Below are 15,285 nucleotides of genomic sequence, written 5' to 3' on the forward strand. Positions count from 1 at the left end.
TTAAGTTAATAACTTACAAGCTTAAAAATTTTGAATATAATAGGGGGAAATTTTATGAAAAAAACATGCAAAATTTTATTGACTTTTACGATGACTTTTGGTTTAGGACTTAGTAGCATTGCAACAGTAAATGCCAGTAGTATTGGCAATACTCAAAATTTTAATTTAGCGGGGGTTATATCGGATTCAGATAATATTAATAGTATGTCTGAAAAGGATAACAATACTGTATCTTCTGAGAAATCCGTAGACTCTAAAGCAGAAATAAAAAATATAAGAGTACAAGTTTCGGCAGTTAATGATGGAGATACAGATGTACCGCCAGATTATCCTGTAGTTATAAAATTTGACAGTGATATAGACGTAGTTGATAACTCAAAAATCACCTTAAAAGGTGGCGATAAGAATTATCCAGTCAAGAGTTCCGTTTATGATGGAATGCTTGTTATAGAACATGATGATTTACCTTATGACTCTAGTTTTACTTTAAATATAGAACCTGGTGCAGTTAATAACTCTGCAGGTACTTTATATAATGATAAATATACTGTAAGCTTTAATACAGGGAAGGAATTTAACCGTCTTCAAGGCATTGATAGATATGCAACGAGTATAAGTGTTTCACAAAAGTGGTCAAGTTCAGAATATGCAGTACTTGCTTCTGGAGAAGATTTTGCTGATGCTTTAAGTGCAGCTCCACTAGCTAAAGAATATGAGGCACCTATATTATTAACAAATCCAAAGACTCTTATGCCAAACACAGAAGCAGAATTATCCAGATTAGGAGTAAAAAAAGTTTTTATAATTGGAGGAAATGCATCTGTATCAAAGGAAATAGAAGACAAATTATCTGCAAAGGGTATTGAAATTACAAGATTAAGTGGACTTGATAGATATGAAACTTCCTTAGCGGTAGCAAACTATATAGGTACTGATAATGGAGAAATGTTTGTAGTTTCAGGAGTTAATTTCCCAGATGCCTTGTCTATAGCTTCTTATGCAGCATATTCACAAACACCGATTATTTTAACAGATGGTGTTAAATTATCAGAAGGTATACAAAACTTTGTTAAAACTCATGACGTAAATAAAACTCATTTAATAGGAGGCTCGGGAGTTGTTAGTGAAGATGTAGCAAGTAAACTGCCCAATGCTGAAAGAATAGGCGGACTTGACAGATATGAAACTAATCTAAAAGTTCTGGAAAATTTTGAGTTTTATTATGGAGCAACTATGTTTGCCTCTGGACAAGGATTCGCAGATGCTTTATCCGGATCAGCTTTAGCAGCTCTATCAAATAGTCCTATTATTCTTATGGATGAAGATATGGTTAATAGAACGGATATTACTAGTGAATTAGCAGGTTTAAAATCAGATGTAAAAATGAAATGGATTATTGGCGGTGAAGGCGTTATTCCTTCATCTGTAGTGTATAAAGTATTTAAATAGAATCGTTCAATAAAAAAGCAGTATTGACTTTATAAAGTCAATACTGCTTTTTTATATTACAGGTGCAGTAGAGGAAATAGTCACAAATATATCTTAAAGGTTATAGATTTATCATATAATAATAAGGATAATAAAGGAGGTTTTTATATGTCAATAACTGTTGAAAACATGCTTAAAATTAATAATTTTTCTGATTTTAAGGTAATAGCAGGACATAATGGTTTGCAGAGAAAAGTAACATCAGTTAGTGTTATTGATGCGCCAGATGTGGGAAATTGGGTAAAAGGAGGAGAATTTCTTATAACAACAGGTTATTGTATAAAGGATGATCTTGACAAATTTGTAAAATTGATAATTAATATTAATAATTCTAGTGTTTCAGCATTGGGAATAAAATTAAATAGATTTATTGACATACTTCCTGAAAAGGCAATTGAGATAGCAAATAAATTATCCTTACCTATAGTTCAGATACCTATAGAATTTACATTTGTTGAAATCATTAATCCAGTTCTTTCTAAAATTATTAATGAACAAGCTCAAAAATTACAACATTCAGAGAACATACATAAATTTTTCACCCAACTTGTTATAAATGGAGGAGATACCCGGCAAATAGTCAATACCTTAGGGGATATTTTGAAAGGTGATGTTGCTTTTTATGATACATATAGTGAAAAGAAATATTATATAAAGGCATATTCAGATAAATTTGCAAGTGATATAGAAACAATGGAATTGAGTGAAATACTAACCAAGTACAAGAATTATCCTATAAATATCGATAAAAAAAATTATGGCTATATTGTAATATCAGACGAAATATTAAGAGATGGAAAGATAAATATTTATGATGATATTGCCGTTGAACATGCAAGCACAGTTTTAAAACTTGAAATACAGAAAAAAATATCTAATGTGCAGATTGAAGAAAGATATAAAGATGAATTTGTAAGAGATTTGATAATAAATAATATTAAAACTCCTGAAGAAGTTAAAAGCAGGTCAAGGCTTTATGGGTGGAACCTTAGTTCTGGGTTGGTATCAATTATAGTCGATATAGATGATTTTAAACTGCGGTACTTGAAAATAAAGGATAAAAAGAAAAACTACACGCTTGAAGAAACTAAATTAATAATATTTGAATCTGCTAGAAAAGTCATGAAAAAGTACTTTGATCAAGTAGTATATACTACATTTAGTGACAGTATTGTTTTTTTAATAAAACCTTTATGTTTAGATAATCATAATTTTTTTAAACAATTAAGAAAAGTTTGTGAAGAAATATGTGCAAAAACTTTAAATGAAAATAAATTTACAGTTACTATAGGTGTGGGTAATTATGAATTATCAGTTATGAATATTTATAAAAGTTTTGAAAATGCCAAGAAAGCAGTAAAATTAGGCAGAATAATATATAAGTGCGATAAAGTAGTTTTTTTCGATGAACTTGGAATATATAAATTACTTTCATTAGTGTATAAAAGTGATGATGCTAAAGAATTTTATTTGTCAAATTTGCAGGAGTTAATTAGTTATGATAAGAAAAATAATGCAGATTTATTGAAGACTCTTTATTATATAGTACGGAATAATTGGAATCTTAAAGAAGCTTCTAAGGACATGTATGTACACTACAATACTATTAAGTATAGATATAGTAAAATAAAAGAACTGCTAAATATAGATTTTAAAAATTCTGAAGAAAAAACTAATATAGTTATATCATTAAAATTAATGGAAATGGCTGAGTAGTACAAAACTCAGCCATTATTTTTGTACTCAAACTACAATATAAAAAATGTGTAATTATCATAACATTATCAAATAAACCAATTTATTTTTAATTATTAAATAAATTCGCTAAGCATCATTAATTAAATATTTTTAAAGTATTAGGGGGGATAAAATTGTATGATGTTGTGATAAAAAATGGGAAAATTGTATCAGGATCCGGGAATCCATGGTATAAAGCAGACATAGGAATAATTGGTGATACTATTTCATTCATTGGAGATATTTCGAAGGAAAGTGCAAATAAAGTAATCTTTTGGAGAGTATTTGAAGGAAGTTGAAAAAATAATACTAAACCTTGTACTTACAATCAAAAATGGAAGGAGGAAAAAGAATGAGGAAGAAAAGAAATATAATTTTGGCAATCTTATTTCTTACATGGACCGTATGCTATATGGACAGGATGGTAATGACCGTTGCAGTGCCATATATTGCTAAGGATTTTAATCTTACTCCAGTGGCTATGGGTGTTGTAATGAGTACATTTTTTGCAGGATATGCTTTATTCCAAATTCCAGGAGGTATGCTGGCTGACAAGTTTGGAGCAAGGAAAATTATGTCTATAGCTGTTTCCTGGTGGTCAGTGTTCACTGTTTTCACTGGTATGGCTGCATCATTAACACATATGTTAATTATTAGATTTCTATTTGGAGTTGGTGAAGCTAGTTTCCCGGGTGGTTCATGGAAAACTATTGCAAATTGGTTTCCTAAAAAAGAAAGAGCTAGTGCAAATTCTATCATGATGTCTTCAAATTCATTGGGCCCTGCAATTGCACCGCTGTTTGTGGTAGGAATTATGGCAGCTTATGGTTGGAGAAGTGTGTTTTACTTTTTGTTTATTCCAGGTATCATAGTTGTTTTATTAATATGGTTTTTTATAAAAGATAATCCTAAAGATAGCAAAATGATTTCTGCTGAGGAATTAAAGGTGATTCAAGATGAAAACTTCGAAAAAGAAAGTACGGTTGACAAAGTGAAATTTATAGATATTATTAAACTTCCTGTTGCATGGAAATTGTTTTTTACCTGGTTTACTTACGATATAGTTTTTTGGGGTTTCTCTTCATGGATACCTTCTTATTTGGTAAATGCACGTGGTTTTCAATTGTTAAAAATGGGGATAATTGCATCGTTACCTTTCTTTGCAGGTACAGTAGGAGTTATTGTAGGTGGTTATGTTTCAGACAAATATTTTGTTGGCAAACGACGTAATTTGATTGTTATTTCTGAAATACTAACAGCTATTATGTTATTTTTAACTTATAATACCTCTGGGGAAGGATTGGCTATGACATTTCTTACTTTGACTGGATTTTTTGTATGTGTGGCTTTTGGTGGTTTTTGGGCCCTGCCAATGAATATTTTAAATCCTGAAGTAATGGGGGCATCTTCTTCATTTATTAATTTTGCCGGCCAAATCGCAGGTTTTATTTCTCCAATAGTTATGGGAATTCTAGTTCAAATTTCTGGAGGTTCATTCGGAATGGCTTTCGTTTTTCTTGCTATTGCTGTTCTTGTTTCTGCTTGTATTGCATTTACAATACGTGAAAAGAAAGTAGAAATTTCCAAAACTATAGATATTTAATAATATAAAGAGGAGTGAAAATGAATGCAAGAATATATATCTTTTCTTAAAGAACTTATAAAAATTGATAGTGTTAATCCTCCAGGTAATGAAGAAAAAGTAGCCAGAGTTATTGCAGATAAACTGAAAAAAAATAGTATTGAATGTAAGATGCGATCACTTGATTCAAATCGTGCATATCTTATTGCCAGGCTTAAAGGAAAGGGACATAAAAAGAGTTTAATATATTGTGGTCATATGGATACAGTACCGCCAGGAGATATTTCTTGGAAACATCAACCTTTTACTGCAGAGGAAGTTAATAATTGTATTTATGGTCGTGGAGCTTCTGATATGAAAAGTGGTTTAGCTGCGTTAACTATAGCTATGATAGAAATTGCTAAATCAAAAGTTACTTTGGAAGGAGATCTTGTTCTTGCAGCTACAGCTGGTGAGGAAGTAGACAGTCTTGGAGCAAGGGTAATGATAGAAGACGGAATTTTAAATGATGCTGGAGCTATGATAATTGGAGAGCCAACTAATAACAAGATTGTTGTTGCTCATAAAGGAGCTCTATGGATTGAAATAATATCCTATGGCAAGACAGCTCATGGCTCAATGCCTGATCAAGGAATAAATGCAATTGATAACATGAATATTTTTATTAATACATTAAATAATAAATTTAAATTTAAATATAGGGAAGATATTCTGCTTGGAATACCAACTATAAATTTAGGAACTATTAACGGTGGTGTAAGAACAAATGTAGTTCCAGATATGTGCAGTTTAAAAATTGATATCCGTACTGTCCCGGGTCAAAAGCATCAGGAAATTTTACATGATATAGAAGTATTATTAAAAGACATTGAACAAAATTCTAATGCTAAATTTGATTTAAAGGTTTTGAATGATTTAGCATCAGTGGGCACATCTAAAGAAGATTCATTAATAAAATTAGCATTATCCGCTGCTAATGAATTATTTAATAGTGAACATGATGTCAATGGTGTAAGATATTATACAGATGCTTCTGTCTTTGTACCTAAACTGGGTAATAATCTGCCAGTACTATTTTATGGCCCGGGAAATGAAACCATGGCACATAAACCAGATGAATATGTAGAAATAGATAAGTATCTCGATTCTATTAAGTTCTATAGAGAATTGGCAGTACGTTATCTTAGATAAGTGGATAGAGCATATTTTGGAGGCTAATCTTTTAATGGATTAGTCTTTATTTTAAATTTATTTTATCTTGAAATAGAACTTGTGTTCGTATATAATATTATTATACAAAAGTTTTAAATTATAAATTCTAAAAGTTAAATCAGTCATGATTAAGCTAAAGATTTCATATAAATATTAAAAGACAAATGAGTATGAATTTAAAAATAGAATTTATATTAATGGGGGTATTTGAAATGTCATTATCAATATTTATGGCTTATATAGATTATTGTAAGAAAAAGAACAAGGAGCCCAATATAATAGAATTATATATATGGAAGAAAAAGTATAATGATAGATGAAAAGTAATGAGAATGTTATAATTATTAACATTCTCATATTTTTTATCTGTTATAATTATTTATATGAGAGTATTAATCTCAATACATGATTTTAGCTGTAAAAATAGTCTTACAATTGTAAATATTTTTTTACATATTAATCAAAGAAATGGCATGAAACGTTTACATATTTCTGATTTTTATTTTATTCCCCTAAATTCGAGGGGAAATATAAGATCTTGAGTTTTTGGCATGATAAATGCGTAATAAATATTTTGAAATGTAAGATAAATTAATGGAGGTATATGAAAAATGAATGAAAAAAAGGTAGGTAGTGGTATGGCCCTGCTCCCATTAGTTGTATTTATGGTATTATTCCTCGGTGTATCAATTGTAATGAAAGATTTTTATAAAATGCCTGTAATTGTTGCTGTAATAATAGCATCAACTATAGCTATACTTCAAAACAAAAAGGTACCTATAGAATTAAAAGTTGAGAGATTTTGCAGAGGTGCTGGTGATTCTAGCATAATACTTATGTGCTTAATCTTTATACTTGCAGGTGCTTTTGCAGAAGTAAGCAAGGCTATGGGAGCCGTTGATTCTACTGTAAATTTGGGACTAGCTGTTTTTCCCCACAGCTTCATGGTAGCTGGAATATTTATTATTGGATCATTTTTATCTATGTCACTTGGAACTTCAGTTGGAACTATAGTAACATTAACACCTATTGCAGTTGGAATTGGGCAAAAGACAGGACTTCCTATTGCTTTCATGGTAGCAGCTGTTGTAAGTGGTGCGATGTTCGGAGATGGATTATCCATGATATCAAATTCCACAGTAGCCGCCACAAAAACACAGGACTGTGAAATGGTTGATAAATTTAAGGCTAATGTAAAAATAGTACTTCCTGCAGCTATTATAACATTGATAATATATGCATTTTTAACTTTAGGCATGAACATAAGTCACACAGGGAATTATCATTTCCAATTAATTAGAATATTGCCTTATTTAGCTGTTTTAATAGTAGCATTAACTGGATTTAATGTGGTGCTGGTACTAATTGGAGGTATAGTGTTAGCCTCTGTTATAGGTATCATTTATGGTTCTTTTGATATATTTACAGTATTCCAGCTTTGTGCAAAAGGCATTGCAGGAATGGAAGATATATCTATGGTATCAATATTAATTGGTGGAATGGGGGCACTGGTCAAGTTTAATGGAGGTATAGACTTCTTATTAAATGCTATAGAGAAAAGGATTCACTCTGAAAAAGGTGCTGAATTTGGAATTGGTATATTAGTAAGTTTAGTAGATTTATGTACTGCTAATAATACTGTTTCTATAATATTAGTTGGTTCACTAGCTAAAGATTTATCCGAAAATTATGGTGTCGACAGAAGAAAGACAGCAAGTCTTTTAGATACCTTTGCATGCTTTGTACAAGGTTGTATACCGTATGGAGCCCAACTTTTGGCTGCATCTAGTCTTGCGGTGATTTCTCCATTTTTAATAATGAAGTATCTTTGTTATCCATATCTTCTAGGTGTTGCATCTGTACTAGCCATAATATTTGGAATACCGAAATTTAAAACTCCGGCAAGGGGAGCTTTAAAATTGGAAGACGAGGAAGTTGAAGAAGTTTCTAATACTATTTAAATACATATAATATTATGTTTAAAAAAGCAAACTCAAAAAGTTTGCTTTTTTATATTATCATAAACATTCGTGAGAGTTATATGGTTTTTAATAAAGTTATGGGTTTTCTAATACTTGAAAAGGTTGCACTTTAAATATAAAATTATATAGTAAATATTAAAAAGGAAAGTGATGTTTATGAAAACCTATTTTAGACTAGAAATAATCTCACGTGATAGAATTGGAATGGCGCTAGATATTTTAAAAAATCTTTATGAAAATGATATAAACATCCATTCACTTGAGGTATTTCCTAATAAAATGTATATGAAGATAGAAACTCTGCAGGAGGAGAGAAAGTTAAATATAATTGAAAAGATAGCTAATATAGAGGGTGTTATAAAAACACAGGAAGTAGAATTGCTATCTTATGAAAAAAATGAGAGAAGACTTATAGCAATTATAGATGCTGTACAAGATGGTATATTGGCTGTAAACCAAAATGAGAAAATAGAACTTTTTAATAATTATTGTGAGAAAATATTTCACATAAAGAAGGAAGAGATAGTCGGAAAAAATATAAAAGAATTGTTAACTCCAGAAGATCCAGTAGTTACTCTTTTAAGGACTGGAAAAGATTACAATAATATTGAAATGTTTAGACAAAATTCAACAAACAATTTTCATTACATTACTTCAGGGCGTTCTGTAAAGGATGACAAAGGGAAAACTATAACAGCTGTTGCTTCCATAAAAGATATCAATGAAGCAATAGAAATGTCAAATGCAATTACGCCAAAAGAAGACCTTACATTTAAAGATATTATAGGTAATAGTTCTGCGATTATGGAAACCAAGAAAATATGTGTGTCTGTTGCAAAGAATAATTCTACTATACTTCTTCGTGGTGAAAGTGGCACCGGTAAAGAGTTATTTGCAAGAGCAATACATAAATTAAGTTCAAGAGCAAATAAAAAGTTTTTGGCAATAAATTGTGCAGCACTCCCAGATAATTTAATAGAAAGTGAATTGTTTGGATACACAAAAGGAAGCTTTACTGGCGCATCGGGAAATGGTAAAGACGGTTTGTTTAAAGCAGCTAATGAAGGCACATTATTTTTAGATGAGATAGGAGAATTATCTCTGACGCTTCAAGCAAAACTTTTAAGGGTTTTACAAGAAGGCACTATAAGAAAGATAGGCAGCAATATAGAGGAAAAAATTGATGTTAGAATAATTGCAGCAACTAATAGAAATTTAGAGGATATGATTAAAAAGAAAACGTTTAGGGATGATTTATATTACAGATTAAATGTCATACCTATATATATTCCAAGTCTTAAGGAGAGGCTTGAAGACATACCAATGCTCGTTAACTTTTTTATAAAAATACTTAATAAGCAAATGGACAAAAATGTAAAAGGGGCTGATATGAGTTTTATAGAAGAGCTTGTAAAGTTTGATTGGCCAGGAAATGTGCGCGAATTAAGAAATGTTGTAGAAAGAGCCATGAATTTATGTCAAGGTTACTTGCTTAAAAAAGAAAATTTGATTATGGATTTTCAAAAAAATACAGATTGTGAGCAAAAGCAAGAAAATTCATCTTTTAATTTTAAATTAAAAGATGTGGTGGAATCTGCCGAAAAAAAGGCACTTATATCTGCTATGCAAAATTGTAAAAGTTGTAGAAAAGCTGCAAAGGCTCTTGGAGTATCTCATACTACCATAATAAATAAGTTAAATAAATATGGTATAAATTTTCATAGTCTATTTTGAAAACCACTTGCTGTACAGGTGTGTTCAGTAATAGCTTAAATGGTAAATAAAAAAACTTTGCTTTAATAAAATGGAAGTGATTTTGGCAACAAAATCTATAATCAAAGTAAGTATGTCCTAAATGTAAATATTTCTTTACAAGTGTAAATAAAGGTTTACATTTATCCTTAAGAAATGGTTGAAAACATTTACAAATTTCGATAAATACTGCAATAATAAGTTGGCATGAAACTTGCTTATATAATATAGTGTAATTAAAATTTATAAGGAGGATAAGTTTTATGAAAAATGAAAAATTGGGATTTAATACATTAGCAATACATGGAGGACATGTTGGTGACACACAATTTGGAGCTTTAGCAACTCCAATATACCAGACATCAACTTTTATATTTGATTCAGCTGAACAAGGAGGAAATAGATTCGCTGGCAAAGAAGATGGATATGTATATTCAAGACTTGGTAACCCAACTTGCTCAGAAGTTGAAGCAAAACTTGCTATATTAGAAGGTGGCGAGGCCGCTGTATCTACTGCATCTGGTATGGGAGCAATTTCAGCTTCACTTTGGACTGCATTAAAAGCTGGAGATCATGTAGTTGCATCTGATACATTATATGGCTGCACTTTTTCCCTTTTAAATCATGGCCTTACAAGATTTGGTGTTGATGTAACATTTGTTGATGCAACAAATATTGATAATATAAAAAAGGCTTTAAAACCAAATACTAAGGTTGTTTATCTTGAAACTCCGGCAAACCCAACATTAAAAGTTAATGATATCAAAGCTATATCTACTGTAGCTCATGAAAATAACAAGGATTGTCTTGTATTTGTAGATAATACATTCTGTACTCCTTACATACAAAGACCTTTAGAATTGGGTGCTGATGTAGTTGTTCATTCTGCAACTAAATATTTAAATGGACATGGAGATGTTATAGCCGGATTTGCAGTTGGTACAAAAGAATTTATAGATCAGGTTAAAGTTTTCGGATTAAAAGATATGACTGGTTCTGTACTTAGTCCTTTCAATGCATATCTTATCATAAGAGGTATGAAAACTTTACCTATAAGAATGGAAAAACATTGTGAGAATGCTATGAAGGTTGCTGAATTCTTAGAAGGACATCCTGCTGTATCCAAAGTATACTATCCTGGTCTTGAAAGTTTTGAATATCATGATCTTGCTAAGTCTCAGATGAAACTTCCTGGTGCTATGATTTCATTTGAATTAAAGGGAGGAGTATCAGAGGGTGCATTAGTTATGAATAGTTTAAAACTTGCAACTCTTGCAGTAAGTTTAGGAGATGCTGAAACTCTTATTGAACATCCTGCATCTATGACACATTCACCATATTCTGCAGAAGAAAGACATGCTGCAGGAATAAGTGATGGACTTGTAAGATTATCTGTTGGACTAGAAAATGCTGAAGATATAATAGCTGATTTAAAACAAGCACTTGATTTAATAGTATAATCATAACTTTGTATTGAAAATCTAAAAGACCCTGTAGTTTATGGGTCTTTTAGATTTTTTTAAAATTTCTATTGACATTTGTCTGCTTTTAAACTACAATTCAATTAAATTATTTAAAGCTATGATGGGGATAAGTAAATCGGTATAAGTTTATTAAGAGAACACTCGGTTGGTGTGAGAGTGTATAAATTTTCCGTATTGAATACATCCTGGAGCTGCTGCCTGAATTGTAGTAGGGTTTTGCTGGGTGTGCCCGATACAGCATATGAGTGTGTTTGCACTCTTTGAGAAAAATTCTGTGAGGGATTTTTAAGTTAGAAGTGGTACCGCAATTTATGCCTTCTGTTCCGTGTTGGGAGCAGGAGGCATTTTTAATATTTATAAAGGAGTTGTTGTTTTTTATGGAAGTTTATGATGAACTTGTAGCCCGTGGCTTAATTGCTCAGGTTACTGATCAAGATGAAATTAGAGAACTTGTTAATAATGGCAAAGCAACATTTTATATTGGTTTTGATCCGACTGCTGATTCACTTCATGTTGGTCATTTTATGGCTCTTTGTCTTATGAAACGTCTGCAAAAGGCAGGAAATAGACCTGTAGTTCTTATAGGTGGCGGAACTGGATATGTCGGAGATCCATCTGGACGTACTGACATGCGTTCTATGATGACACCTGAAATAATACAGCATAATTGTGATTGTTTTAAAAAACAGATGGAGAGATTTATAGAGTTTGGTCCGGACAAAGCAATTATGGCAAATAATGCAGATTGGCTTTTAAAATTAAATTATATTGAAATGCTAAGAGATGTAGGAGCTTGTTTTTCGGTAAATAATATGCTTAGAGCAGAATGTTATAAACAGAGAATGGAAAAAGGTTTATCATTTTTAGAGTTTAATTATATGATTATGCAGGCATATGATTTTTATCATTTATATAAAACTTATGGATGTAATATGCAGTTTGGTGGTGATGATCAATGGTCTAATATGCTTGCAGGTACAGAATTAATCCGCCGTAAATTGGGAAAAGATGCTTATGCTATGACAATCACACTGCTCACGAATTCTGAAGGTAAAAAAATGGGGAAAACTGCAAACGGAGCTGTTTGGCTTGATCCTAATAAAACAACACCTTTTGAATTCTTCCAGTATTGGCGTAATGTTGGAGACGATGATGTTTTAAAATGTATGCGTATGCTGACATTTCTTCCACTTGAACAGATTGATGAAATGGATAAATGGGAGGGGAGTCAGTTAAATGAGGCAAAAGAAATACTTGCCTATGAATTGACTAAACTTGTTCACGGAAAAGAGGAGGCGGAAAATGCAAAAAAAACATCACATGCACTCTTTATAGATAGAAAAGATGATTCATATATGCCGACTACTGAAATTAATATTGACAAATTAACAGATAATTCTATTGGTATTTTGGATTTGATGATACTATCTGGTCTTGCTTCTTCTAAAAGTGAAGCCAGACGATTGATTAACCAGGGAGGAGTATTTATTGATGATACTAAGGTTGAATCAACAGATTTAAATATTACATCCAGGCAGTTAAAGAATGGAATAAAAATACGTAAAGGTAAAAAAACCTATCGTAAAGTTTTAGTGAAATAATGTATAAAAGATAGTCCGTGTTTTAGCACGGACTTTTTTCTTTTCGATAAATTATTCTAAATATTTATAAGGTTCAGCTGAATTTCCATTAGTTTAATATTTATCGTCTTTTCTCTCTTTCGTATACTTATTTAAAGAAAGGAGGGAAAAGGCAATGAACGAAATAAAAGAGATTTTGCGGCAAATAGAAGATCTAAAGGAAAATCTGAATAACTTGATTAACCAAAAAAGTATACTGTTAGACCCTAAAATAATTGCTGCAAGTCAGATGTTGGATTCGATTTTAAATGAATATGACGGAATAATTAAAAAGCAGCAAGGAGACTAAGAAAGGGAGAGGATAACCCTCTCCTTTTAGTAAAATGAATTTGAAATCTTTTATTTTTGTTACTTTTCGTTTTTAATTTGTAAATATGTGTTATAATTTTATATATAATTCTTAATTGGAGGCTTATATATGATAAAGGTTAAAAGAAGTATGTTTTGGTTTGTAATAATATGTCTATTGGCCTGTATTGGAATTTATGATTATACGATAGACAAACAAAGAAATAATTTCAATATAGTTGATGTTAGATTGCATGCCGATGCTAAATTCTGGACAGATAATACTAAAAGTAATATTTATGACATAAAGTTTAAATTGCTTGATGGAAAAGATACAAAGCAGATAACTTCTAAAAAGTCTGATTATACAATGAAAATTAGTTCTTCAGAAAAACAGGGGAATATAATTATAAAAGTATATAATGATAATAAGACACTATTTGAAAAAGGTGGGAATATAAATAATACAGTACATATTTCTGGGAATGACTCTAAAAATGTTAAAGTAGAACTTGCTGGTAAAAAAGCAGAAGGATATGCAAAAATAGTTCTAAAATAAAATAAATTTAATCTATATGACTGTCTTAATTTTGACTTTTGAGACAGTCTAATTTTTTATAAAAATAATATCGAGGTGATTTCGATGAGGAATATAAATATAGAAATCCCATGCCGTGTGAAATTTGTTTTAGAAAGATTAGGTTATGCTGGATATGAAGCATATGTTGTTGGTGGATGTGTTAGAGATGCTTTAGTTGGTAGAAGGGCTAATGATTGGGATATTACTACAAGTGCACTTCCGGATGATGTTATAAGTATATTTGAGAAAATTAATTTTAAGGTAATTGAAACGGGGATAAAACATGGTACTGTTACCGTTGTTATAGAAAATGAATATTTTGAAGTAACTACGTACAGGACTGATGGAGATTATAGTGACTTTAGGCATCCTGATACTGTGGCTTTTACAAGAAATTTAAAAGATGATTTGGCAAGAAGGGATTTTACTATAAACAGTATGGCATATAATGAGCAAAATGGACTAATAGATTATTTTGGTGGAGAATTAGATATTAAAAACAAGATAATAAGATGTGTTGGAAATCCTTTTAAGAGATTTAATGAAGATGCTTTAAGAATGCTTAGGTGTATAAGGTTCTCATGTCAGCTTGATTTTGACATTGATAAAGATGCTCTGCTTGCTATATCAAAACTGGAAGTTAATATTAAAAGAGTATCAGTTGAAAGGATCAGAGATGAATTGAATAGGATTTTAATTTCTGAAAATCCTGATAAAGGTTTGATTTTTCTTGCACATTTTAAATTACTTGAAAAATTCATTCCAGAATTAAAAAATACATATGATTTTAATCAACATAACAAACATCATGACAAAGATATATTTATGCATACTATAATGGTTGTTAAGAATGTACCTAAGAATTTGAATTTAAGGTGGGCGGCATTACTTCATGATATAGGTAAACCTTATTGTTTCACATTAGATAGCGACGGGGTTGGACATTTTTATAAACATGAATTAGTTAGTTTTAAGTTAGCAGAAAAAATTCTTACGAGACTAAAGTTTGATAATAAAACAGTAGATATTATATGCAAACTTATTTTAAATCATATGATATCTACAAATTTGAATGATAAGTCAGTTAAAAAACTAATTGTAAGGCTTGGAAAAGAAAATATATATGATCTCTTAAAACTTATAGAGGCCGATAGAAAGGCCCTTTCAACAAAATATATAAATTTTGACGATGTGCTGATTTTAAAATCTAAAGTAGACGATTTAATAAATAAAAAGGATCCGATGTCAGTAAAAGATCTTTCCATTAATGGTGATGATTTGATTGAAATTGGTTATAAAGAGGGAGTTAATATAGGAATTATATTAAATGATTTACTAGAAATGGTTTTGGAAAATCCAGATATTAATACAAGAGAACAATTATTAAAAATTGTTTTAAATAGAAAATAGGAAAAATTAAAAATAAATATCAAAATTATTATAAGCTTATTCATAATATAAATATTCTGACGAAAATATAGTATTAGGGGAATTATGTATTAATCGATTTTTAATTAAAATAGTGAAAGAGAGGTATGAA

General features: G+C 30.5%; 12 protein-coding genes. All 12 read left to right on the forward strand.

Annotated features, from left to right (window positions below):
• Positions 1 to 54 precede the first annotated feature (54 nt).
• The 12 genes from D4Z93_RS03735 to D4Z93_RS03785 all read left to right on the forward strand — a co-directional run bounded on the left by D4Z93_RS03735 (position 55) and on the right by D4Z93_RS03785 (position 15,155).
• Entirely contained in the window at positions 55 to 1,449 is a 1,395-nt protein-coding gene (locus tag D4Z93_RS03735; protein ID WP_119970503.1) for a cell wall-binding repeat-containing protein, read from the forward strand.
• A 147-nt stretch (positions 1,450 to 1,596) separates the two neighbouring features.
• A complete protein-coding gene (locus D4Z93_RS03740) occupies positions 1,597 to 3,204 on the forward strand; it encodes a PucR family transcriptional regulator (protein WP_119970505.1) in 1,608 nt (535 codons plus the stop codon).
• Positions 3,205 to 3,359: 155 nt separating this feature from the next.
• Positions 3,360 to 3,524: a hypothetical protein gene (locus tag D4Z93_RS13175; protein WP_162920250.1), complete on the forward strand. Its 165-nt coding sequence runs from the start codon at positions 3,360 to 3,362 to the stop codon at positions 3,522 to 3,524.
• A gap of 53 nt (positions 3,525 to 3,577) precedes the next feature.
• Complete coding sequence (locus D4Z93_RS03745) at positions 3,578 to 4,828, forward strand: MFS transporter (RefSeq protein ID WP_162920251.1); 1,251 nt, start codon at positions 3,578 to 3,580, stop codon at positions 4,826 to 4,828.
• Between the two features lie 24 nt (positions 4,829 to 4,852).
• Complete coding sequence (locus tag D4Z93_RS03750) at positions 4,853 to 5,998, forward strand: M20 family metallopeptidase (RefSeq protein WP_119970509.1); 1,146 nt, start codon at positions 4,853 to 4,855, stop codon at positions 5,996 to 5,998.
• Positions 5,999 to 6,630: 632 nt separating this feature from the next.
• Positions 6,631 to 7,980 carry a Na+/H+ antiporter NhaC family protein gene (locus D4Z93_RS03755; protein ID WP_119970510.1) on the forward strand — a complete coding sequence of 450 codons (1,350 nt, stop codon included), beginning with the start codon at positions 6,631 to 6,633 and terminating at the stop codon, positions 7,978 to 7,980.
• Positions 7,981 to 8,157: 177 nt separating this feature from the next.
• Positions 8,158 to 9,735, forward strand: coding sequence for a sigma 54-interacting transcriptional regulator (locus D4Z93_RS03760; RefSeq protein WP_119970512.1), 1,578 nt, complete (start codon positions 8,158 to 8,160; stop codon positions 9,733 to 9,735).
• 281 nt (positions 9,736 to 10,016) lie between these two features.
• Positions 10,017 to 11,213 (forward strand): methionine gamma-lyase, encoded by a 1,197-nt coding sequence (gene megL, locus D4Z93_RS03765; RefSeq protein WP_119970514.1) that lies wholly within the window; start codon positions 10,017 to 10,019, stop codon positions 11,211 to 11,213.
• Between the two features lie 401 nt (positions 11,214 to 11,614).
• Positions 11,615 to 12,838, forward strand: coding sequence for a tyrosine--tRNA ligase (gene tyrS, locus D4Z93_RS03770; RefSeq protein WP_119974210.1), 1,224 nt, complete (start codon positions 11,615 to 11,617; stop codon positions 12,836 to 12,838).
• A 154-nt stretch (positions 12,839 to 12,992) separates the two neighbouring features.
• Complete coding sequence (locus tag D4Z93_RS03775) at positions 12,993 to 13,166, forward strand: aspartyl-phosphate phosphatase Spo0E family protein (protein ID WP_119970516.1); 174 nt, start codon at positions 12,993 to 12,995, stop codon at positions 13,164 to 13,166.
• Between the two features lie 129 nt (positions 13,167 to 13,295).
• Positions 13,296 to 13,724 (forward strand): hypothetical protein, encoded by a 429-nt coding sequence (locus tag D4Z93_RS03780; RefSeq protein ID WP_119970518.1) that lies wholly within the window; start codon positions 13,296 to 13,298, stop codon positions 13,722 to 13,724.
• Positions 13,725 to 13,802: 78 nt separating this feature from the next.
• Positions 13,803 to 15,155 carry a CCA tRNA nucleotidyltransferase gene (locus D4Z93_RS03785; protein WP_119974212.1) on the forward strand — a complete coding sequence of 451 codons (1,353 nt, stop codon included), beginning with the start codon at positions 13,803 to 13,805 and terminating at the stop codon, positions 15,153 to 15,155.
• Positions 15,156 to 15,285 lie beyond the last annotated feature (130 nt).

It is taken from the genome of Clostridium fermenticellae (assembly GCF_003600355.1).
Classification (GTDB): Bacteria; Bacillota; Clostridia; order Clostridiales; family Clostridiaceae; genus Clostridium_AV; species Clostridium_AV fermenticellae.